Annotated in this window: 23 protein-coding genes; 14 read left to right on the forward strand and 9 right to left on the reverse strand. The window is 74.7% G+C overall.

Annotation, left to right across the window (positions count from 1 at the left end):
- Nucleotides 1-13: 13 nt before the first annotated feature.
- Complete coding sequence (locus tag ACGF15_RS26840) at nucleotides 14-1,018, reverse strand: GNAT family N-acetyltransferase (RefSeq protein WP_392802641.1); 1,005 nt, start codon at nucleotides 1,016-1,018, stop codon at nucleotides 14-16.
- Between the two features lie 113 nt (nucleotides 1,019-1,131).
- On the opposite strand from ACGF15_RS26840, the gene fdxA reads away from it, so the two are divergent.
- Together fdxA and dapC are read left to right on the forward strand one after the other, a co-directional pair.
- Entirely contained in the window at nucleotides 1,132-1,452 is a 321-nt protein-coding gene (gene fdxA, locus ACGF15_RS26845) for a ferredoxin (protein ID WP_003985062.1), read from the forward strand.
- A gap of 128 nt (nucleotides 1,453-1,580) precedes the next feature.
- Complete coding sequence (dapC, locus tag ACGF15_RS26850) at nucleotides 1,581-2,675, forward strand: succinyldiaminopimelate transaminase (RefSeq protein WP_345612755.1); 1,095 nt, start codon at nucleotides 1,581-1,583, stop codon at nucleotides 2,673-2,675.
- A 101-nt stretch (nucleotides 2,676-2,776) separates the two neighbouring features.
- On the opposite strand, the gene ACGF15_RS26855 is transcribed toward dapC, so the two are convergent.
- A complete protein-coding gene (locus ACGF15_RS26855) occupies nucleotides 2,777-3,187 on the reverse strand; it encodes an ATP-binding protein (protein ID WP_345612757.1) in 411 nt (136 codons plus the stop codon).
- A gap of 489 nt (nucleotides 3,188-3,676) precedes the next feature.
- Between ACGF15_RS26855 and ACGF15_RS26860 the strand changes: the two genes are divergently transcribed.
- Nucleotides 3,677-4,255 carry a hypothetical protein gene (locus tag ACGF15_RS26860; protein ID WP_345612759.1) on the forward strand — a complete coding sequence of 193 codons (579 nt, stop codon included), beginning with the start codon at nucleotides 3,677-3,679 and terminating at the stop codon, nucleotides 4,253-4,255.
- Between the two features lie 55 nt (nucleotides 4,256-4,310).
- Here ACGF15_RS26860 and ACGF15_RS26865 read toward each other — a convergent pair whose 3' ends face one another.
- Complete coding sequence (locus ACGF15_RS26865; RefSeq protein WP_345612761.1) at nucleotides 4,311-5,225, reverse strand: hypothetical protein; 915 nt, start codon at nucleotides 5,223-5,225, stop codon at nucleotides 4,311-4,313.
- 146 nt (nucleotides 5,226-5,371) lie between these two features.
- Here ACGF15_RS26865 and dapE point away from each other — a divergent pair, with 146 nt between their 5' ends.
- The gene (dapE, locus tag ACGF15_RS26870) at nucleotides 5,372-6,451 is read left to right on the forward strand and encodes a succinyl-diaminopimelate desuccinylase (RefSeq protein ID WP_345612763.1); all 1,080 of its coding nucleotides are present in this window, start codon (nucleotides 5,372-5,374) and stop codon (nucleotides 6,449-6,451) included.
- A 278-nt stretch (nucleotides 6,452-6,729) separates the two neighbouring features.
- Nucleotides 6,730-7,488 carry a TIGR00730 family Rossman fold protein gene (locus ACGF15_RS26875; RefSeq protein WP_345612765.1) on the forward strand — a complete coding sequence of 253 codons (759 nt, stop codon included), beginning with the start codon at nucleotides 6,730-6,732 and terminating at the stop codon, nucleotides 7,486-7,488.
- Nucleotides 7,489-7,503: 15 nt separating this feature from the next.
- On the opposite strand, the gene folP is transcribed toward ACGF15_RS26875, so the two are convergent.
- A complete protein-coding gene (gene folP / locus ACGF15_RS26880; RefSeq protein WP_345612767.1) occupies nucleotides 7,504-8,364 on the reverse strand; it encodes a dihydropteroate synthase in 861 nt (286 codons plus the stop codon).
- A 145-nt stretch (nucleotides 8,365-8,509) separates the two neighbouring features.
- Between folP and ACGF15_RS26885 the strand changes: the two genes are divergently transcribed.
- On the forward strand, nucleotides 8,510-8,860 hold the full coding sequence (locus ACGF15_RS26885) for a DivIVA domain-containing protein (RefSeq protein WP_345612769.1): 351 nt from the start codon (nucleotides 8,510-8,512) through the stop codon (nucleotides 8,858-8,860).
- The gene (locus tag ACGF15_RS26890; protein ID WP_345612771.1) at nucleotides 8,857-9,465 is read left to right on the forward strand and encodes a DNA-3-methyladenine glycosylase I; all 609 of its coding nucleotides are present in this window, start codon (nucleotides 8,857-8,859) and stop codon (nucleotides 9,463-9,465) included. The genes ACGF15_RS26885 and ACGF15_RS26890 overlap by 4 nt, the downstream gene beginning before the upstream one ends.
- 161 nt (nucleotides 9,466-9,626) lie before the next feature.
- Here ACGF15_RS26890 and ACGF15_RS26895 read toward each other — a convergent pair whose 3' ends face one another.
- Nucleotides 9,627-10,427 carry an enoyl-CoA hydratase-related protein gene (locus ACGF15_RS26895; protein WP_345612773.1) on the reverse strand — a complete coding sequence of 267 codons (801 nt, stop codon included), beginning with the start codon at nucleotides 10,425-10,427 and terminating at the stop codon, nucleotides 9,627-9,629.
- Nucleotides 10,428-10,761: 334 nt separating this feature from the next.
- On the opposite strand from ACGF15_RS26895, the gene ACGF15_RS26900 reads away from it, so the two are divergent.
- Complete coding sequence (locus ACGF15_RS26900; RefSeq protein WP_003966491.1) at nucleotides 10,762-10,929, forward strand: DUF3117 domain-containing protein; 168 nt, start codon at nucleotides 10,762-10,764, stop codon at nucleotides 10,927-10,929.
- 79 nt (nucleotides 10,930-11,008) lie between these two features.
- Here ACGF15_RS26900 and ACGF15_RS26905 read toward each other — a convergent pair whose 3' ends face one another.
- Nucleotides 11,009-11,686 (reverse strand): O-methyltransferase, encoded by a 678-nt coding sequence (locus tag ACGF15_RS26905; protein WP_256524836.1) that lies wholly within the window; start codon nucleotides 11,684-11,686, stop codon nucleotides 11,009-11,011.
- Nucleotides 11,687-11,832: 146 nt separating this feature from the next.
- On the opposite strand from ACGF15_RS26905, the gene sigE reads away from it, so the two are divergent.
- From sigE to ACGF15_RS26930, 5 genes are all read left to right on the forward strand, one after another.
- On the forward strand, nucleotides 11,833-12,600 hold the full coding sequence (gene sigE, locus ACGF15_RS26910; RefSeq protein ID WP_345612775.1) for an RNA polymerase sigma factor SigE: 768 nt from the start codon (nucleotides 11,833-11,835) through the stop codon (nucleotides 12,598-12,600).
- A complete protein-coding gene (locus ACGF15_RS26915; protein ID WP_392802652.1) occupies nucleotides 12,597-13,553 on the forward strand; it encodes an anti-sigma factor family protein in 957 nt (318 codons plus the stop codon). The genes sigE and ACGF15_RS26915 overlap by 4 nt, the downstream gene beginning before the upstream one ends.
- Before the next feature lie 177 nt (nucleotides 13,554-13,730).
- The gene (locus ACGF15_RS26920; RefSeq protein WP_392802655.1) at nucleotides 13,731-15,518 is read left to right on the forward strand and encodes a S1C family serine protease; all 1,788 of its coding nucleotides are present in this window, start codon (nucleotides 13,731-13,733) and stop codon (nucleotides 15,516-15,518) included.
- Nucleotides 15,519-15,685: 167 nt separating this feature from the next.
- Nucleotides 15,686-16,147 carry a sec-independent translocase gene (locus tag ACGF15_RS26925; RefSeq protein WP_345612781.1) on the forward strand — a complete coding sequence of 154 codons (462 nt, stop codon included), beginning with the start codon at nucleotides 15,686-15,688 and terminating at the stop codon, nucleotides 16,145-16,147.
- Nucleotides 16,148-16,263: 116 nt separating this feature from the next.
- Nucleotides 16,264-16,938, forward strand: a complete 675-nt coding sequence (locus ACGF15_RS26930) for a hypothetical protein (protein WP_345612783.1) — start codon at nucleotides 16,264-16,266, stop codon at nucleotides 16,936-16,938.
- Nucleotides 16,939-17,120: 182 nt separating this feature from the next.
- Here ACGF15_RS26930 and ACGF15_RS26935 read toward each other — a convergent pair whose 3' ends face one another.
- From ACGF15_RS26935 to ACGF15_RS26945, 3 genes are read right to left on the reverse strand one after another with little or no spacing between them, the layout of a single operon-like run.
- Nucleotides 17,121-18,254, reverse strand: a complete 1,134-nt coding sequence (locus ACGF15_RS26935) for an Mrp/NBP35 family ATP-binding protein (RefSeq protein ID WP_345612785.1) — start codon at nucleotides 18,252-18,254, stop codon at nucleotides 17,121-17,123.
- A 43-nt stretch (nucleotides 18,255-18,297) separates the two neighbouring features.
- Nucleotides 18,298-18,891 (reverse strand): DUF1003 domain-containing protein, encoded by a 594-nt coding sequence (locus tag ACGF15_RS26940; RefSeq protein ID WP_392802660.1) that lies wholly within the window; start codon nucleotides 18,889-18,891, stop codon nucleotides 18,298-18,300.
- A gap of 11 nt (nucleotides 18,892-18,902) precedes the next feature.
- Nucleotides 18,903-20,165: a magnesium transporter MgtE N-terminal domain-containing protein gene (locus tag ACGF15_RS26945; RefSeq protein ID WP_345612789.1), complete on the reverse strand. Its 1,263-nt coding sequence runs from the start codon at nucleotides 20,163-20,165 to the stop codon at nucleotides 18,903-18,905.
- Between the two features lie 165 nt (nucleotides 20,166-20,330).
- On the opposite strand from ACGF15_RS26945, the gene ACGF15_RS26950 reads away from it, so the two are divergent.
- Nucleotides 20,331-21,101, forward strand: coding sequence for a hypothetical protein (locus tag ACGF15_RS26950; RefSeq protein WP_376428818.1), 771 nt, complete (start codon nucleotides 20,331-20,333; stop codon nucleotides 21,099-21,101).
- Nucleotides 21,102-21,120 lie beyond the last annotated feature (19 nt).

Genomic DNA, 21,120 nt, shown 5'->3' on the forward strand with positions numbered 1-21,120 from the left:
CACGGCCGGAGCCTCAGGCGCGGAAGTGGTGGTAGTGGTGGTGCACGGTGAAGCCGAGACCCGCGTACAGGGCCTGTGCGGCCCCGTTGCCCGCCTCGACCTGGAGCCAGGAGGCCGAGGCGCCCTCCGCGAGCGCCCGGCCCGCCAGGGCGGCCATCACCGCCGTGCCCAGGCCCCTGCGCCGGTGCTCCGGGGCCACCTCGACGGCCATGAAACCCGCCCAGCGCCCGTCGACGACGCAGCGGCCGATCGCCTCCGGCACCCCGTCCGCCCCCGGCACGGAGGCGAACCACACCGAGGGGCCGGCGGCGAGCACCGCCCGCACCGGGGCGGGCGGCTCCCCCGCCGCGCCCCCGAAGCGCCCGTAGCGGCGCAGCCAGCCCTCCCCGGCCGTGCGCGAGACCAGGACGCGGGAGCCGTCCGCGTCCCGGTCGGCCAGCGGGGCGAGGGGGCCGACCAGCACCTCCGCGGAGACCTCGCGCTGCCAGCCGCGCTCCTCCAGCGCCGCGCACAGCTCCTCCTGGGTACCCGCGGCGCCGGTCGCCGCCTGGACGTAGGCGGGCAGCCCGCGCGCCCCGTACCAGGCGCGCACCCGCTCCAGCGCCTGGTCCAGCGGCATCCCGGGGTCGCCCAGCGGCAGCACCGAGTTGGCGCGCCGGGTGAACCCGGACGCGGCACGCAGCTCCCAGTCGCCGAGGCGCTCGGCCTCCAGCGGCCGCCAGGCCCGGGACGTCGCCCGCGCGAGCTCCTCGAAGGACGCCGCCGGGCCCCGGCGCCGGGCGGGGGCGGCCGGCACCGTCCGGCCCGCCACCAGTGAGGACTCCGGGACACGGACGCTCTCGCCGGTGCGCCGTGTGATCAGCAGCACACCGTCGGTCCACGATGTGAGAACCCCGACCGTGTCGGTGAACCGGGCACCCGCTCGAGTGGCTGCCCCCGCACTCCTGACCGACACTCGTTTCCCCACGTCAGCCGGGCTGATTCGGACCACGAGCCGCCCGCCGGCAGTGAATTCCACGGTTCCTCCGCCCCTCCTGTTCGGATCGTCCCCAGGAACGGAGATACTAGGGGCGGGCATCGACGACGCCGCGCTCCCGCGCAAGCCAGCCCTTACCGAGGAGGAACGACAGCGTGACCTACGTCATCGCGCAGCCTTGTGTCGACGTGAAGGACAAGGCGTGCATCGAGGAGTGCCCCGTCGACTGCATCTACGAGGGCTCCCGGTCCTTGTACATCCACCCGGACGAATGCGTCGACTGCGGTGCTTGCGAGCCGGTCTGCCCGGTGGAGGCGATCTTCTACGAGGACGACACCCCGGAGGAGTGGAAGGACTACTACAAGGCGAACGTCGAGTTCTTCGACGAGCTCGGTTCGCCCGGTGGCGCGTCCAAGCTCGGCCTGATCGAGCGGGACCACCCCTTCATCGCCGCCCTGCCGCCGCAGAACGGCTGAGCCGCCCCGAGCGGTCCGGCCCGCCGCACCGGCGGGCCACCCCTGCGCACGCCCCGGTCCCGCACGGCACCCGTCGTGCGGGACCGCGGCGTATCCCCGCCCGCCGCACCAGAAAGTGAGTCCCCGCCGTGGCCGCAGTCTCGTCGCGCCTCCCCGTCTTCCCCTGGGACAAGCTCGAACCGTTCAAGGCGACGGCCGCGGCCCATGCCGACGGCATCGTCGACCTGTCCGTCGGCACCCCGGTCGACCCCGTCCCGGAGATCGTCCGGCAGGCCCTCGTGGACGCCGCCGACTCGCCCGGCTACCCGACGGTCTGGGGTACGCCCGCCCTGCGCGACGCGCTCACCGGCTGGGCCGCCCGCCGGCTCGGCGCGGTGGACCCGCAGCACACCAACGTGCTGCCGGTGGTGGGCTCCAAGGAACTGGTGGCCTGGCTGCCGACCCAGCTGGGCCTCGGGGCCGGCGACGCGGTCGCCTACCCCCGGCTGGCGTACCCGACCTACGAGGTGGGCGCCCGGCTGTGCGGCGCCACCCCGGTGGTGTACGACGACCCGACCGAGCTCGACCCGCGGGGGCTGCGCCTGCTCTGGCTCAACTCGCCCTCCAACCCCACCGGCAGGGTGCTGGGCAGGGAGGAGCTGGCCCGCACCGTGGCCTGGGCGCGCGAGCACGGGGTGCTGCTGTTCAGCGACGAGTGCTACCTGGAGCTCGGCTGGGAGGCGGAGCCGGTCTCGGTGCTCCACCCCGACGTCTGCGGCGGTTCCTACGAGGGCGTCGTCGCCGTCCACTCGCTCTCCAAGCGCTCCAACCTGGCCGGGTACCGCGCGGCGTTCCTCGTCGGTGACGCCGGGGTGCTCGGCGAGCTCCTGACCATCCGCAAGCACGGCGGGATGATGACCCCGGCGCCCGTGCAGGCCGCGACGGTCGCCGCCCTGGGCGACGACGTGCACGTGGCCGGGCAGCGGGCGCGCTACGCGGCCCGGCGGGCGGCGCTGCGCACGGCGCTGGAGTCGGACGGCTTCCGGATCGAGCACAGCGAGGCGAGCCTGTACCTCTGGGCGACGCGGGACGAGCCGTGCTGGGACACCGTGGCCCGCCTCGCCGAGCGGGGCATCCTGGTCGCCCCCGGCGACTTCTACGGCGAGGCGGGCGCCCGCTTCGTGCGGGTGGCGTTCACGGCCACCGACGAGCGGGTGGAGGCCGCGGTCAAGCGCCTCGGGTGACGGCTGCCGGGGCCCCGGCAGCGGGAGCCCCGGTCGCGCCCGCGGACGTGCGGAGGGGCCCGGCGACGCCGCCGGGCCCCTCCGCACGTGCGTGCCGGCGGTCAGCCGCCCAGCGGCAGACCCCCGCCGAGGGCGCCGGTGGCGCCGCCGGCCAGCGTGTCGGTCGGCAGACCGCCGCCGAGCAGGCCGCCCGCCTCACCCGCGGCGTCGCCGGCCGCCCGCTCCGCGACCGGGGCGGCCTGCCCGGCCGCCTTGCCCAGGGTCCCGGTCGCGGCGGGCGCGGCCTTCTCGGCGGTCGGGCCGCCGACCTGGCCGGCGACCTCGGTGGTCTCCCTGGAGACGCTGTCGACCGTACCGTCGACGTTCGCGGTGTCGAGCGCCGTCAGGCCCCCGACGGGGGTCTCGGGGAGGGTGGCAGCGCCCGCGGAGCCGGCCGCACCGACCACGGGAGCTGCTCCCGCCGCGATGAGCAGCGCGGCACGGGCGATCCGACGGGTCAGGGGGAGGGACATGGTGCTCCTTGAAGCGAGAGGACGTTCGGACTGTGCGGTGGTGCTGCTGTCCGTGCACGGACGTCCTGACAACCGGCGGGAGGGCGGGGTAAGTTGCGGCACCCCAAGGTAAAGAATCGGTAACGGGCCGAAGGGCCGGGCTCGGCCGAAAACGGGCGAACACCGTCATGTCCGAAAGGGCGCAGGAACGTCACTCCCGTTGCCGGGCGCCGCTCCGCCTCCCCTGACCGCCGGTTGTCCGCACGGCCCGCGCGGGACCCCCGGCGGGGGTGCCGTGGCTCCCGAGGGTGAACCTTCGTACTGGTGCCCCATCCGGGAGGCCCGTCGAGTCGTGGCCGATCCCCGGTGGGAACCGGGGCCGCGGTCGAGCGGCGACGGCTGACGGCGGATTTCCCGGATTGTGCCCGACCGGCGTGCAACCGTCCGGGTGCCGCGGGTTGTCTCACCTGACATCGGAGTCCGTGACCACACGCGATCAAAGGGGAAATGATGCGGCGTATCGGAGCGGCAGTGGCGGTGCTCGTGCTTGCGGGTGGCACCCTGGGGACGGCGGCGGGTACCGCGGGCGCGGCCCCGGCGGAGCGGTCGCGGGCGGCGGCGGCCGTCTGTCCCACGGGCTGGGGCAGCGGCGCGAAGGGCGGTGCCCCCCTGGGGGCCGATCACTTGGAGGACGTCCGGACCGGACGGCACGCGTGCTTCGACCGCATCGTGTTCGACGTGCCCGGCGGTGGTGACCGGATCGGTTACCACGTCCAGTACGTGGACCGGTTCCACGCGAGCCCCTCGGGCGAGTACATCCCGGTCGCCGGCGGGGCGATCCTCGACATCCGCGTCGGCGCGTGGAGCTACGACCTGGAGGCCGGCGCGCCGACCTACCCGGGCGAAGCCGGTGAGCCCCTGCCCGGCGTGAACGTCGGCGGGTACACCACCTTCCGGGACACCCGGTTCGGCAGCACTTTCGAGGGCGAGACACAGGTCGGTCTCGGTGTGCGTGCCCGACTGCCGTTCCGCGTGCTCCAGCTGGACGACCGGGTCGTGGTCGACGTGGCCCACAGCTGGACGAGCTAGTGCCCCATCAGGCACGAGGTGCGTATCGAGTCGTGACCGTTCTGCGGGACGGTCCCTAGCGGGCGACGCGTATCCGGACGCTGCCGGTGTCGTCGCCCCGGGCCGGCCGCTGAGCGCGCCAGCCCTCCACCGCCCGGTCGGAGCTCCACACGCGACCCGCGTAGGAGACCTCGGCGACCCGCAGCGCGTCGGAGCGCGCCACGGCCCAGTGCGCCAGCTCCCAGCCCCGGCGGTCGGCCCCGTCGGCCTCGTCGGGGTCCGGCCGGTCCACCGGCACGGAGAGGACCGAGGAGCCCGGGGCCCCCGCCGCCGGGGCGGACGGCGGCAGCACACCGGGGCCGAACGCCCGGGCCAGCTCCTCCTGCACGGCCGAGGCGTCCCCCGCCCGGCCGTCCGGGCGCACCGCGCAGCTGAGCGCCGCCGAGGCGCCGCCGGTGAGCGCGGCGGACAGCAGGGTCGCGTCCGGCTCGTGCTTGGCGTAGGCCTGCGGGAAGCCGCTGCGCTGGACCCGCTGCGCGGCCACCGTCAGCGGCAGCCGCGAGTAGCCGGGCACCTCGGCGAGGTGGTCGTAGAAGATCCCGGCCGAGTAGACCGGGTCGAGGATCTGCTCCGGCGTCCCCCAGCCCTGCGAGGGGCGCTGCTGGAACAGGCCGAGGGAGTCGCGGTCGCCGTAGGTGATGTTCCGCAGCGCCGACTCCTGCATGGCGGTCGCCAGCGCGATGGTGACCGCGCGCTGCGGCATGCCGCGGGTGGTGCCCACCGCGGCGATGGTGGCCGCGTTGTCGGCCTGCTCGGCCGTCAGCCGGTACGCCGCTCCGCCCTTCTCCGAGGCCCGGACGACGCAACCGGGCGGGCCGCCGCCGGTGACGTACCGCACGGCGACGTAGCCGGCCAGCGCCAGCAGCACGAGGAGCGCGGCGGCGAACCGCCGCAGGCGGCCGCGCCGGACGGGGGAGGCGGTCTCGGACACGAGGCACACGGTACTGGAGCCCCGCCGCGGCGGCTCCGGCCGACCTCCCCCCGGCGGAGGGAGCCCCCGGGACGGCCCCGGCCCCGGCCCCGCGGGGGCCGGACCGCGACCGCCTCGCGGCGGGCCGAGGACATAGGCTCGGGGCCATGCCCGACACCACGCTCGACCTCAGCCTCGACGGCCCGGCGCTCACCGCCGCGCTGGTCGACTTCCCCTCGGTCAGCGGCCAGGAGAAGCCCCTCGCCGACGCCATCGAGCAGGCCCTGCGCGCCCTGCCCCACCTCACCGTCGACCGCCACGGCAACAACGTCGTGGCCCGCACCCGCCTCGGCAGGGCGGAGCGCGTGGTGCTCGCCGGGCACATCGACACGGTCCCGATCGCCGACAACGTCCCCTCCCGGCTCGACGGGGACGGGGTGCTGTGGGGCTGCGGCACCAGCGACATGAAGTCGGGCGTGGCCGTGCAGCTGCGCATCGCCGCCACGGTGCCCGAGCCCAACCGCGACCTGACCTTCGTCTTCTACGACAACGAGGAGGTCGCCGCCCACCTCAACGGCCTCGGGCACGTCGCCGAGGCGCACCCCGACTGGCTGGAGGGGGACTTCGCCATCCTGCTGGAGGGCTCGGACGCCGAGGTGGAGGGCGGCTGCCAGGGGACCCTGCGGGTCCATCTGCGCACCGCGGGGGAGCGGTCCCACTCCGCGCGCGGCTGGATGGGCTCCAACGCCATCCACGCGGCCTCCCCCATCCTGGCCCGCCTCGCCTCCTACCGGCCCCGCCGGGTGGAGATCGACGGCCTGGAGTACCGGGAGGGCCTCAACGCGGTGGGCATCGAGGGCGGCGTCGCCACCAACGTCATCCCGGACGCCTGCACGGTCGTGGTGAACTTCCGGTACGCGCCCGACCGCAGCATGGCGGAGGCCGAGGCGCACGTCCGCGAGGTCTTCGCCGACTGCGGGGTGAGCGAGTTCGTGGTCGACGACCACACCGGGGGCGCCCTGCCCGGTCTGTCGCACCCGGCCGCGGCCGCGTTCATGGCCGCCGTGGGCGGCACCGCGCGCCCCAAGTTCGGCTGGACGGACGTCTCGCGCTTCAGCGCACTGGGCGTCCCGGCCGTCAACTACGGACCCGGGGACCCGCTGTACGCGCACAAGCGGGACGAGCACGTGCGGACCGACCGGATCGTCCACTGCGAGCGGCGGCTGCGGGAGTGGCTCAGCTCCTGAGGGCGCGGGAGCGGCTCGGCTCCCGAGGCGTGCGCGCGGGAGCAGGCCCCGAGGGGTGCGGGGAGCGGGCGGCACGCTCCGGCCCGGGCGGGTGGGCACCGCACGGCCGCCCGGACCGGCCCGGGCGTCCGGGCCGCCCCGGCCGGTCCGGCGGCGGTCGGCGTCCGGGCCGGGGAAACCAAGCCCACCCCCCGTCGATCGCCCTGATTCCGCCATTCGTCACCTGCGCCGACCTACCCTGTCCCGAAGCACATGATGTTCGGCGGAGGGAGCAGGTCATGAGCGGCAACTCCGAGGGGCTGCGCGCGTTGGAGGAGCAGCGACTGGGGCCGGTACTGCGCCGCAGGGGGCAGGTCCAGCCCGGAACGACCGACCAGCGGCTGCTGGACACCGAGGGCGACTCGCAGTGGGTCCACACCGACCCGTGGCGGGTGATGCGGATCCAGTCGGAGTTCGTGGAGGGCTTCGGCGCCCTCGCCGAACTCCCCAGCGCCATCAGCGTCTTCGGCTCGGCCCGCACCAAGCCCGGCACCCCGGAGTACGAGACGGGCGTCGAGCTCGGCCGGGCGCTGGCCGAGGCGGGCTTCGCGGTGATCACCGGCGGCGGGCCGGGCGCCATGGAGGCGGCGAACAAGGGGGCCCGGGAGGCGAAGGGCGTCTCGGTGGGGCTCGGTATCGAGCTCCCCTTCGAGCAGGGCATCAACGCCCATGTCGACATCGGCGTGAACTTCCGCTACTTCTTCGTCCGGAAGACGATGTTCGTCAAGTACGCCCAGGGCTTCGTGGTGCTGCCCGGCGGGCTGGGCACGCTGGACGAGCTGTTCGAGGCCCTCACCCTCGTCCAGACCCGCAAGGTCACCCGCTTCCCGATCGTCCTCTTCGGCAGCTCCTACTGGAGCGGGCTGGTCGACTGGCTGCGGGACAGCGTGGTGGCCGGGGGCAAGGCCTCCGAACACGACCTGACCCTGTTCCACGTCACGGACTCCGTGGAGGAGGCCGTGGCCCTGGTCACCAAGGAGACCGGCCACCAGGCCTGACGCCCTCCCCGGGGCTCAGGCCAGGCCCCTGCGGGCCACCGCCGGCGGGCGGTGGCCCGCGATCGAGGCCACCATGTCCAGCACCTGCCGGGTCTCGGCCACCTCGTGGACCCGGTACACCCGGGCGCCCAGCCAGGCGGAGACCGCCGTGGTGGCCAGCGTGCCGAGGACCCGCTCCTTGACCGGCTTGTCCAGCGTCTCCCCGACGAAGTCCTTGTTCGACAGGGACACCAGCACCGGCCAGCCGGTCGCCGCCATCTCGCCGAGCCTGCGGGTGGCCTCCAGGCTGTGCCGGGTGTTCTTCCCGAAGTCGTGGCCGGGGTCGATCATGATGCCGTCCCGCCGCACGCCGAGGGCCACCGCGCGTTCGGCGAGCCCCACGGTCACTCGCAGGATGTCCGCCATCACGTCCTCGTAGGCGATCCGGTGCGGCCGGGTGCGCGGCTCGGCGCCGCCCGCGTGGGTGCACACCAGGCCGGCGCCGTGCCGGGCGGCCACCTCGGCCAGCTTGGGGTCCACCCCGCCCCAGGCGTCGTTGAGCACGTCCGCGCCCGCCTCGCACACGGCCTCGCCCACCTCGTGGCGCCAGGTGTCCACACTGATCACCACGTCCGGGTGGCGCCTGCGGACCTCGGCGACGAAGCCGACCGTGCGCCGGGCCTCCTCCTCGGCCGTGACCTCCTCGCCGGGGCCCGCTTTCACCCCGCCGATGTCGACGATGGCCGCGCCCTCGGCCACCGCCTGCTCGACCCGGGCGAGCGCCGGCTCGTCGCGGAAGGTGGCTCCCTGGTCGTAGAAGGAGTCGGGGGTCCGGTTCACGATCGCCATGATCACCGGCTCGTGCGTGGCGAACTCACGCCGTCCCAGCCGCAGCATCCGCAGTTCCTCCTCGGGTCGTCCGCCTGCGACCCTACTGTCAGAGTGCCGTGGCACCATCGGCACCGTCAGTCTCCCGTGGCACGATCGGCACGGGACGTCGACACCGGGCCGGGGTCCGGGCTTTTCGGGGAGAGGGTCGCTCGTGTTCTTTTTCTTGCTGATCACCATGGTGGTGGTGGTCGCCGCGGTCACGCTCGCGGTGGTCGGCGGCACCGGCAGCGCCGTGCTGCCGGACGCCGCGCCCGAGCAGCCCGTGGACCCGCTGCCCGCACACCGCCCCGTCGCCCGTGCCGACGTGGACGCCCTGCGCCTGCCGGTGACCCCGCGCGGGTACCGCATGGGCGACGTCGACGAGGTGCTGGACCGGCTGGGCGCCGAGCTCTCCGAGCGCGACGCCCGGATCGCCGAACTGGAGTCCGCCCTCGCCGGGGCCCGGGCCACCGCCGTGCGGCCGGACCTCTTCGACGAGCGCGGCGGGGAGGAGGGCCGATGAGCACCGGCGCGCTGCCCGGCCCGGACGGGCGGCTCCGCTGCCCCTGGGGGGTGTCCGCCGAGGACTACACGGCCTACCACGACGAGGAGTGGGGCCGCCCCGTCCACGGCGACGACGAGCTCTTCGAGCGCCTGTGCCTGGAGGCCTTCCAGTCGGGGCTGTCGTGGATCACGATCCTGCGCCGCCGGGAGGGGTTCCGGCGCGCCTTCGCCGGGTTCCGCATCGCCGAGGTGGCCCGGTTCACCGAGGCCGACGCGGAGCGCCTGCTCGGCGATCCCGGCATCATCCGCAACCGGGCCAAGGTCGAGGCCACCCTGGCCAACGCCCGGGTGCTCGCCGACTGGCCGGCCGGGGAGCTGGACGCCCTGATCTGGTCGCACGCGCCCGCCGCCGAGGGGCGGCCCGCCCCGCGCAGCACGGCCGAGGTGCCGGCCACCACGGACGAGTCGGCGGCCCTCGCCAAGGCGCTGAAGAAGCGCGGGCTGCGGTTCGTGGGCCCGACGACGGCCTATGCGCTGATGCAGGCCTGCGGGCTGGTCGACGACCACCTGGCCGACTGCCTGGCCCGCCGCTCTCCCGTCCCCGCGCTCCGGCCCCCCGGATAGCTCCGGTCCCCCGGACGGCTCCGGCCCCCCGGACGGGGGCGGCGCGCTCCGCACGGCTGCCGGGACGCCGGGCCCGGCGGCGCGGCGGCGCCCGCCCGGCCGACCGGGGCCCGGCCTCCCCGCCGCGCCCCGGTCCGCGGTCCGCGGTCCGCGGTCGCGCGTCAGCGGCCCACGTAGGCCGGGCGCTCCTTGGCGAGGAAGGCCTTCACGGCGATCGCGTGGTCCTCGGAGGCTCCCGCCCTCGACTGGAGCTCCTCCTCCTTGGCAAGGGACTCGGTCAGCGAGTGCGCCGCCCCGTAGGCGAGGGACTCCTTGAGGGCCGCGTAGGCCAGCGTCGGCCCGGCCGCGAGCGCCCTGGCCGCCTTCTCCGCCTCGGCGTGCAGCTCGGCCGCCGGCACGACCCGGTTGGCGATGCCCCAGTCGTACGCCTCCTGCGCGCCGAAGGAGCGGGGGAAGAGCAGCAGGTCGGCCGCACGGCTCGGCCCGACCAGCCGCGGCAGCGTCCAGGAGACCCCGGAGTCCGCGGTCAGCGCCACCCCCGCGAAGGAGGTGGTGAAGGTGGCGGTGTCGGCGACGATGCGGTGGTCGGCGGCGAGCGCGAACCCCAGGCCCGCCCCGGCGGCGACGCCGTTGACCCCGGCGACCACGGGCTTCGCCATCCCGGCGAGCGCCTCCACGATCGGGTTGTAGTGCTCGCGGACGGTGGTCATCACGTCCCGGGACCCGGTCTCGGCGGCAGCGGCGAGCAGCGCCACGTGCTCCTTGAGGTCCTGCCCGACGCAGAAGGCCTTCCCCGTCGCCGTCAGGAGCACCGCCCGTACGGCCTCGTCCGCCGCGGCGGCGCGCGCCGCGTCGCGGAGGGCGACCTTGGCCTCGACGTTCATCGCGTTCATGGCCTCGGGCCGGTTGAGCGTGATCGTCGCGAGTCCGTCGCTCACGTCGTAGAGCACGGCGTCCGCCATGGCGGTGTTCCCCTTTGCGGTGTGACGGCAGTGTCGGGGCCCAGCATGGCGGAGATCACCGCTGTGCGTCCGGTGCGGTGGTGTGACCTGCGTCAAAGTGCCGGAGGTCCGGTGGCGGCACCGCGGCGACCGGTGAGCGCGAAGTATCGCAGGCTGATCGCCGAATTGGGTGGTTTTGCGGAAGCGCGTTGCCCAAGCGATGCGGACTGATGTTGGTCTTTGGGTCCCGCCATGCGGGATAATGGCCTGGAAGCAATGTGTTCGATGCCGGTGACACAGCACCTGTCATGGGGCCGCCGGCTGCGGTGAGCTGGTTTCAGGAAGGGGAACGAGCATGGCGGCCATGAAGCCGCGGACGGGCGACGGCCCGCTCGAGGTGACCAAGGAGGGGCGGGGCATCGTCATGCGCGTTCCGCTCGAAGGCGGCGGTCGGCTTGTCGTCGAGCTGACTCCAGACGAAGCCGACGCACTCGGTGACGCCCTGAAGAAGGTCGTCGGCTGACGCAGCCCGGCTCAAGCGGCCCCGGTACCGGAGTGTGCCGGGGCCGCGGTGCGTCCGGGCCCGGTCCTCGGCGCGCCGGTCAGGGCCTGCGTACGGCGCAGAGCAGCCCGTCGCCCACCGGCAGCAGCGTCGGGAGCAGTTCGGCGCTCTCCCGCACGGCGCGCAGCAGTTCGCGCACCCGCAGCACCTCGACCGGCTGGGCCGCGGAATCCACCGTACGGCCGTCCGTGAAGACGCCCTCGAAGCAGACGACGCCGCCCGGCCGCAGCAGGCGCAACGATTCAGCAAGGTACTCCAGCGACTCCGCCCGGTCGCCGTCGCAGAAGACCAGGTCGTATCCGCCGTCCGCCAGGCGCGGCAGGACGTCGAGGGCTCCGCCGGGGATGAAACGGGCGCGGTTGGCCGCGAATCCCGCGGCCCGGAAGGCCTCCCGGGCGAACTGCTGCCGCTCGGGCTCCAGGTCCACCGTGGTCAGGACGCCGTCCGGCCGCATGCCCTGGAGGAGGTAGATCCCCGAGACACCGGTGCCCGTGCCGATCTCGGCCACCGCCTTGGCCTCGGCGGTGGCGGCCAGCAGACGCAGCGCCGAGCCCGTGCCGGGCGACACCGGGGACAGCCCCGTCTCCCGGGCCCGCTCGCGGGCCCAGTGCAGAGCGTCGTCCTCGGCGAGAAAGGCGTCGGCGAACGCCCAGCTCGTCTGCCGGTTGGCGGTAATGACCCTCTCCTGTCCCCTTGGTTGGCGCGACGCTGACTGTATCCGCTGCGCCCGGGAACCCGCAGATGGGACCAGGCGTTGTGACAGGGCGGGGGACGGTCCCGGAGGGAGGCGCCGGCGGAGGGGGCGGAGCGTCCGGCCCAAATCCACGTAAAGATTCTTATCCGGAGCTAACGGGCGAGGTGGCTATGGTAGGGGCTCCGCTGGACACCACCAGATCTGACAGGGGAGGTGCGGCTGCGCCTGCGGATCGGAGAGGCGTACTGAGGCGCCTCCTCAGGTCGGTGGGTGAGCCCGAATCCGTGACCAAGAGCGCTGACCGTTCCATGTCCTCCGACTCCGTGACCACCGCGAGCTTCGCATCGGATGCGGAATCGCAGGCGTGGACCCCTCCCACCTGGGAGGAGATCGTCAGCACGCACAGCGCCCGGGTCTACCGCCTCGCCTACCGGCTCACGGGCAACCAGCACGACGCGGAGGACCTCACCCAGGAGGTCTTCGTCAGGGTCTTCCGCTCGCTGTCGACGTACACCCCGGGCACGTTCGAGGGCTGGCTCCACCGCATCACGACCAACCTCTTCCTGGACATGGTCCGCCGCAAGCAGCGGATCCGCTTCGACGCCCTCGGCGACGACGCGGCCGAGCGCCTGCCCAGCCGCGAGCCGTCCCCGCAGCAGGTTTTCAACGACACCCACTTCGACGCGGACGTCCAGCAGGCACTGGACACCCTCGCCCCGGAGTTCCGCGCCGCCGTGGTCCTCTGCGACATCGAGGGCCTGTCCTACGAGGAGATCGCCGCCACCCTCGGCGTCAAGCTCGGCACCGTCCGCAGCAGGATCCACCGGGGGCGCTCGCATCTGCGCAAGGCGCTGCGGCACCGGTCGCCCCAGGCCCGCTCCGAGCGGCGCGGCCCTGCCGTGGCCGCCGGTCTGGCAGGGGAGGGCGGACTGGCGTGAGTGCAACAGGTCCGACCCCCGCGGAGCAGCACCTGGGGGACAGGCTCGCCGCGCTCGTCGACGGTGAGCTGACGCACGACGCACGGGACAGGGTCCTCGCGCACCTGGCCACCTGCCCCCGGTGCAAGGCCGAGGCGGACGCCCAGCGCCGGCTCAAGAACGTCTTCGCCCAGTCCGCGCCGCCCCCGCTCTCGGAGAGCCTGCTCGCCCGGCTCCAGGGGCTGCCCGCCGGCCCCGGTGAGGGCGGCGGGCCCTTCGCGGGCCGTCCGGTCGACAGCGACTACGGAGCTCTGAACCCCTCCGCGGGACATCCCCCGCACCGGCGCGGGGAGACCTTCGGGTACATCCCCGCGGGGTCCCATGCGGCGGCCCTGCCGGGCCGCGCCGAGAGCGGGTTCCGGATACACGACGTGGGCCGCGCCGAGGCTGAGCGCTCGGGCTGGCGCGGACGGCGCTTCGCCTTCGCCGCCGCCAGCGCCGTGTCCTTCGCCGCGATCGCCTTCGGCGGGGCGGTCCCCCTCGACCTGTCGGGCGAGACCACCGCCCGGGGGAGCGGGGCCGGGAACAAGGTCACCCCGGTGCGCACGGCCGTGCCCTCCGGCACGCCCGGGACGGGTGGCTCCTCCCTGCGCAGCGCCTCGGACGCCGAGCGCCGCCGCACCACCGGCCGCACCGACGGCGGCCCGGTCGCGGCGGCCTCCCCCGCGGCGCCGCCCGTCGTACAGGCCCAGTCGGCCCCGTTCCCTCCGCTGTTCCTGAGGAACGGCTTCGCGCCGCTGCCGCCGCTGATGCCGCCGCCAGCAGCGGGCTTCCGGCTGTCCTCGGCCACGGGAGCGCCACCGGCGCCCGCCGTGCCGTCCGCACCGGGAGCACCCGCGGCCACGGCCCCTGCCGTGCCGCCGGTGGCCGCCTCCCAGGCTCCGCCCACCTCCCCGCTGAGACCCCTGCGCTGACCGCCGGGGCCGTCGGGTCGGCCGGGCGTGCCCGGCGGTCGGCCGCCCGCCCGGTCCGCCCCGGGCAGGCGGCGGGAACCGGTCGCAGTGTCCTGCGCACCGAATCGCAAACCTGGTTGAATCCTCGGAGCGTGCCCGGCGGAGGCAGCGCGTTGGCCGGCAGTTTGCGGGGAGAGCATGGACGACGGGAAGCCCACCGGACCGAAGGCGAAGTGGTGGAGCCGCCCCGGTGAGGCCGGGAGGGCCGGGGCGGACGCCCCGCCCGGTGCCCCCGCGCCCGGTGCCCCCGCGCCCGGTGCCCCCGCGCCCGGTGCCCCCGCGCCCGGGGGCCCCGCGCCCGGGGGCCCCGCGTCCGACGCCGGGCAGCCCGGGCCGGATGCGCCCCTCGCGCCGGAGGCCGCCTCCCCCGGGACCCCGTCCGCACCACCCGCCCCCGCTCCCGCCCCTGCTGCCGGACCGGCCCCCGAGCAGCCTCCCGCGCGCGCCGTCCCGCTGCACGACCCCGATCCCTACAGCACCCCGCCGTACGGCGACCCGGGGCCCTGGGCGCCCGCGCCGCCGGTCCAGCGGCCGGTGCCCACCCCGGCGCACGGCACGTCCGTCCCCACCCCGGCCCCGGCGCACGGTCCCGCCCCGGGGCCGTACGCCCCACCGCCCCCCGCGGTGCCGCCCGGCCAGGACGGCCCGGGCGCCGTCCGGGGCCCGCTCCCGCTGCCCGCGCAGCCGCCCGCCGGGCACCCCCACCACTCCCCGGCGCCGGGCGACCGCCCCCAGCCGCTGGACTCCGTATGGCTCCAGTACGACCCCTGGAGCGCCCCCGACGGGCCCCTGACCTCCTCCGGCGAGCCGGTGCCCCGCCGACGCCGCCGCGGCGGGCTCCTCGCCGGGGCCCTGGCCGTCGCCCTCCTCGCGGGCGGTGCCGGAGGTGCGATCGGCGCCTACGTCGAACGCAACGGCGGCTTCACCCGGCTGGAACTCCCGCAGGCGGACGCCGAGAACCGCGACCGCGCCCCCGACAGCGTCGCGGGGATCGCCGCCAGCGCCCTGCCCAGCGTCGTCACCCTGCACGTCAGCGGCAGCGGGGAGCAGGGCACCGGCACCGGCTTCGTCCTCGACCGGCGGGGGCACATCCTGACCAACAACCACGTCGTCGACCCCGCGGGCGAGTCGGGTGACATCACGGTGACCTTCAGCGGAGGGGAGACGGCCGAGGCGGTCCTCGTCGGCAAGGACAGCGGCTACGACCTGGCCGTGGTCAGGGTCACCGGCGTCTCCGGCCTCAAGCCGCTGCCGCTCGGCAACTCCGACGACGTCCGGGTCGGCGACCCCGTGGTGGCCATCGGGGCCCCCTTCGACCTCCAGAACACCGTCACCTCGGGCATCATCAGCGCCAAGGAGCGGCCGATCACCGCCGGGGGCGAGAGGGGCGACGGGAGCGACGTCAGCTACGTCGACGCCCTCCAGACGGACGCCCCGATAAACCCGGGCAACTCCGGCGGCCCCCTGGTCGACGCGCAGGCCCGGGTCATCGGCATCAACAGCGCCATCCGGGCGGCCGACACCGGAGGGCCCGACGGAGGCCAGGCGGGCTCCATCGGCCTGGGCTTCGCCATCCCGATCAACCAGGGCAAGCGGGTCGCCGAGGAGCTGATCAACACCGGCAAGGCCACCCACCCGGTGATCGGCGTCAGCCTCGACATGAAGTTCGCCGGGGACGGCGCCCGGGTCGGCGACAAGGGCCGCGACGGCGCTCCGTCGGTCACCCCCGGCGGTCCCGCGGCCACCGCGGGCGTCAGGCCCGGCGACGTGATCACCCGGGTCGACGGCCAGCGGGTGCACAGCGGAGAGGAGCTCATCGTGAAGATCCGCGCCCACCGCCCCGGCGACCGGCTGGAGCTGACCCTCACCCGCGGAGGGCGGCAGCGCACCGTGGAACTGACACTGGGCTCGGCCGACGGCTCCTGAGCCCCCCGGCCTCACCCGGGCGCCCGGGTGAGCGCACCCCCGGCGGTGGCCGGGGACCACCTGCCGGGCACCGGGGAGGTACCGGCACGACGGACACGACAGGTACCGTGGACGGGGTCCGGATCCCCTCGGGCCCGAGGGCCGCGGAGAACACGAGGAGCTGCAGGGTGTTCAACGACATAGGCGGACTGGAGCTGGTGGCTCTGGTCGTCCTCGCCGTGCTCATCTTCGGCCCCGACAAGCTGCCGAAGGTGATCCAGGACGCCGCGCGCTTCATCCGCAAGATCCGCGCGTTCTCCGAGAGCGCCAAGCACGACATCCGCAGCGAACTCGGCCCGGAGTTCAAGGACTTCGAGTTCGAGGACCTCAACCCGAAGACGTATCTGCGCAAGCAGCTCGCGGAGAACGAGGACCTGAAGGAGCTCAAGGAGCTCCGCGGCAGCTTCGACCTCAAGAAGGAGATCAACGAGGTCGCTGACGCGGTCAACGGCAAGGAGCCGTCCGACGCGCCCGGGCCGGCCGTGCCGGCCGCCGTGAACGGCTCGCCCGGCGGGGGCCCCGACCTGCTGAAGAAGCGCGACACACCCGCCCGCGACGAGCGGCCGCCCTTCGACTCCGACGCCACCTGAGCGGTCAATGCGCTGAGGCCGCCCCCGGGTGGCTATTCTCTCCATCTGTCCGTCAGTGTGCCGCACGCCCGTGGGCGGGGGCCGCTGAAGGTGCGGAGATCTCAGGAGGCGGCCGGATGACGGCGCACAGTACGGCCGGTGTGGCACCGGTCCCGGGCGGCGACCCGGGGACCGAGGGGGGCGCGGCGGCGGCAGCGGCACGGCGCACGGCCGATGGGTTCCGGAGCGCCGCCTTCCCCTGGTACGGCCTGGACGGTGCCTTCACCGGCCCGCGCAGGCTGCTGCAGGTGGGCACCGCGGCCGACGGGACCGTCCAGCACGGGGCGATCAACCACGGCGACGAGCCCTCGATACGGAACGAGGCGACCGGCGTGGAGAAGGAGCGGTTCGCCGTGGTCGTGACCGTCGCGGCCAGCCCCCTGCGGCGCAGCGGCGACGGCACGGGCGTCCTGGACGCCACCTCGGTCTCCACCGCGGCCTGGCTCGCGGGGTCGGGGCTGCTCGCCCACACCTGGCCCCCGCAGCTGGACCACGCGCTGCGCGACGACTGGCTCGACCAGCAGACCGAGACGGCGTTCGCGCTCGCCGACGACCTGACCGGCGAGGAGTGGTCGGCGCTGGCGCTTCCCGTGGACGGCGCGCCCACCCCCTTCCACTACCGCGAGTCCGAGTTCGGCTGGGTGCTCGCGGGGACGGCCGGCAACGGCTGCCACATCGGGGCCTACGGGCGGGGGATGAGCGCCTACGGGCTCGCCTTCACCGCGATCGAGGACCTGGCGCCCTACCTCTGACGGCGCCCGCCCGCGCTCCCGGCACCCGGCGCGCCGCGGGGACCGCCGGGAAGCTCGGCGGACGGGCCGCAGGACCGCCCGGAGCCCGGGGAAGCCCGGGTCCGGACGCGCAGGGCCCCCTGCGGCCGTCGACGGCCGCAGGGGGCCCTGCGCGCGCCGCGCACGGGAGCGCGGCCGGTGTCTCAGAACTTGTTGCGCGGCGTGATGCCCAGACTCATCCCCGACAGGCCCCGCTGCCGTCCGCCGAGCTTCCCGGCGATCGCCCGCAGCGCGGACCCGGCCGGGGAGTCCGGGTCGGTCAGCACCACCGGCCTGCCCTCGTCGCCGCCCTCGCGCAGCCGGACGTCGATGGGGATGGCGCCGAGCACCGGCACGGTGGCGCCGGTGGTCCTCGTCAGCCCCTCCGCCACCTTCTCCCCGCCCCCGGTCCCGAAGACGTCGACCATCTCGTCGCAGTGCGGACAGGGCAGCCCGGACATGTTCTCCACGACGCCGACGATCTTCTGGTGGGTCTGCACCGCGATGGACCCGGCGCGCTCGGCCACCTCGGCGGCCGCCTGCTGCGGGGTCGTCACGACCAGGATCTCCGCGTTGGGCACCAGCTGGGCCACCGAGATGGCGATGTCGCCGGTGCCCGGAGGGAGGTCGAGCAGCAGGACGTCCAGGTCGCCCCAGTAGACGTCCGCGAGGAACTGCTGGAGGGCGCGGTGCAGCATGGGCCCCCGCCACACCACCGGGGCGTTGCCCGGGGTGAACATGCCGATCGAGATGACCTTCACGCCGTTCGCCGAGGGCGGCATGATCATGTTCTCCACCTGGGTGGGCCGGCCGTCGGCCCCCAGCATGCGCGGCACGCTGTGGCCGTAGATGTCGGCGTCCACGACCCCGACCTTCAGCCCGTCGGCGGCCATGGCGGCCGCCAGGTTCACGGTCACGGACGACTTGCCGACGCCGCCCTTGCCGGAGGCCACCGCGTAGACCCGGGTGAGGGAGCCCGGCTTGGCGAAGGGCACCTCGCGCTCCGCGGTCGTGCCGCGCAGCGAGGCGGCCAGCTCCTTGCGCTGCTCGTCGCTCATCACGTCGAGGGAGACGTCGACGCCGGTGACGCCGTCGACCCGGGCGACCGCCTCCGTCACGTTCCGGGTGATCGTCTCCCGCATCGGGCAGCCCGAGACGGTGAGGTACACCGTGACGGCGACCGTGCCGTCGTCCCCGATGTCGACCGATTTCACCATGCCCAGTTCGGTGATCGGTCGGTTGATCTCGGGGTCGTTCACCGTCGCCAGTGCCTCGAGCACCGCGTCTTCCGTAGCCATACCGACGATGGTACGGCGCTGGAGGACGCCTCCGGAAAGGCCGTCAGCGGTCGCCTTCGTCACGTCGGGCGGGGCGCTCCGGCGGGAGGGGTGCGCGCCGCTCCTCCAGCTCGCGCACCAGGTCCTCCAGCTCCGAGCGGATCCAGTCGCGGGTGGCCACCTCGCCGAGGCCCATGCGCAGGGCCGCGATCTCGCGGGTGAGGTACTCGGTGTCGGCGATGGACCGCTCGTTCTGCTTGCGGTCCTGCTCCAGGTTGACGCGGTCCCGGTCGTCCTGGCGGTTCTGCGCGAGCAGGATCAGCGGAGCGGCGTAGGAGGCCTGGAGGGAGAGCACGAGCGTGAGGAAGATGAACGGGTACTCGTCGAAGCGCAGCTCGGCGGGGGCGCCGATGTTCCAGAGCACCCAGGCGATGATCGTCAGCGTCATCCAGACCAGGAACCGGCCGGTGCCGAGGAAGCGGGCGATCTTCTCCGACAGCCGGCCGAAGGCCTCCGGGTCGTAGTCGGGCAGCAGGGTGCGGCGCGGCGCCCGGGGCAGGTCCAGCCGCACCCGCCGGGACGCCGCCGAGGCCCCGGAGGGCACCCGGTCGCGCGCCTCGCCGCGCTCGGGGTGGCCGGGCTCGCCGCCGCTAACCACGGGCGCCCCCCTCAGTCATGGCCGGACTCCTCGAACTCGGTCTCCCGCCAGTCGTCGGGCAGCAGGTGGTCGAGCACGTCGTCCACGGTCACCGCGCCGAGCAGCGAGCCGCCCTCGTCCACGACCGGGGCGGCCACCATGTTGTACGCGGCGAGGTAGCTGGTGACGTCCGGCAGCGCGGTGTCCGGCGACAGCGGCGGCAGGTCGCTGTCCACGATCGAGCTGACCAGGGTGAACGGCGGATCCCGCAGCAGCCGCTGGAAGTGCACCGTCCCCAGGTACTTCCCGGTGGGCGTCTCGTCCGGCGGGCGGCAGACGTACACCTGGGCGGCCAGGGCCGGGGAGAGGTCCTGCTGGCGCACCCGGGCCAGTGCGTCGGCGACGGTGGCGTCCGGGCGGAGCACGATCGGCTCGGTGGTCATCAGCCCGCCCGCGGTGCGCTCCTCGTAGGAGAGCAGGCGGCGCACGTCCGCGGCGTCGCCGGGGCGCATCAGGGTCAGCAGCCGCTCCTTGTCGTCCTCGGGGAGCTCGGAGAGCAGGTCGGCGGCGTCGTCCGGGTCCATCGCCTCCAGCACGTCGGCCGCCCGCTCCTCCTTGAGCTTGCCGAGGATCTCGACCTGGTCGTCGTCGGGGAGCTCCTCCAGCACGTCGGCGAGCCGGTCGTCGTCGAGGGCCGCCGCCACCTCGGCGCGGCGCTTGGGGGTGAGGTGGTGCAGCACGTTGGCGAGGTCCGCGGGGCGCAGCTGCTCGAAGGTCGCCAGCAGGCTCTCCGCGCCCTGCCCGTGCTCCTCCAGCGAGAAGCCGGTCACGGCGGACCACTCCAGCGTCAGGGTCTCGCCCTTGCGCCGCAGGGCACCGCCCTTGCCCTTGCGGACGAACACCTTGTCGATCTCCCAGTCGCGGCGGGCCGGGAGCTGCTGGATGGCCACGTCCAGGACGGTGACCTCCTCGTCGGTCTCCACCAGGCGCACCCGCCGGTCCAGCAGCTCGCCCAGGACCAGCCGCTCGGTGGGCCGCTGCTCGAAGCGCCGCACGTTGAGCACACCGGTGGTGATCACCTGGCCCGACTCCACCCCGGTGACCCGGGTCATCGGCAGGAAGATCCGGCGACGGCTGATGACCTCCACGACCAGCCCCAGCAGCCGCGGCGGCCGGTGGCCGACGCGCAGCATCGCCACCAGGTCCCGGACCCGGCCGACCTGGTCGCCGTTGGGGTCGAAGACCGGCACGCCGGCCAGGTGCGAGACGAAGACCCGGGGGGCGCCCGCTGCCATGCCGCCCCTCCTTATGGCGTGAAAGGTGCAGTTCGACGCGTTCAGGCTAGCCCGTACCGTTCCGCCTCGCCCTCGGCCCACCGCCGTACGGCTGCCTCCGGCGGCCGCGCGACGCCCGGGTACGCTGCGGTCTGCCATCCCCGACAGATGAGAGGCAGGGTGCCGGTGACTCCCCTTCCTATCGCCGGCCGGGCGCGTCGCGCGGCTCTCGCCGCAGCCCTGTGCGCCGTCGTGACCTCGGCGGCGACGGCCTGCGGCGGTCCGGATCCCGACGAGGGCACGAACGGGATCGGCAAGCTCGGTGCCGCGGAGATCGAGAAGAAGGCCCGGGCGGCGGCGGACGCCGCCTCCGCGGTGCGCCTCTCGGGCACGCTGGTCAGCAAGGGCGGCACCTACAAGCTGAACATGCGCCTCAAGCAGGACGGTGCCAGCGGCTCGGTGGCCTCGAAGGAGAACACCTTCGAACTGCTCAGGGTCGGCGACGCCCTCTACCTCAAGGCCGACGCGGGCTTCTGGACCCATGCGGGCGAGGACGGCGACGACAAGCAGACCGAGGCGGACCAGGAGGCGGCCCGCAAGCTGGGCGACAAGTACGTCAAGGTGCCCCGGAACGACCCCTCGTACGCGCAGTTCCGCGGTTTCACGGAGATGGACGTCATCCTCGACGGCCTGCTCGGGATGCACGGCGAACTCAGCAAGGGGGACCGCACCCGGGTGGGCGGGGTGAAGACGATCGAGGTGCGCGCCGCCGAGGGCGCGGGCGGGGTCCTCGACGTGTCCCTGATCGGTGACCCCTACCCGCTCCGCTTCGCCCGCGCCGGGGGAGCCGGGGTGCTGGTGCTGGCGGACTGGGACAAGGACTTCGCCCTGGCGGAGCCCTCCAAGGGCGAGACCCTGGACTACAGCGGCCAGCTCCCCGAGACCTCGGGGGACTGACGGAGCGCCGCGGCGGCCC

Origin of the sequence: Streptomyces sp. NPDC048001 (assembly GCF_043203115.1) — a bacterium.
In the GTDB taxonomy this organism is placed as follows: domain Bacteria; phylum Actinomycetota; class Actinomycetes; order Streptomycetales; family Streptomycetaceae; genus Streptomyces; species Streptomyces sanyensis.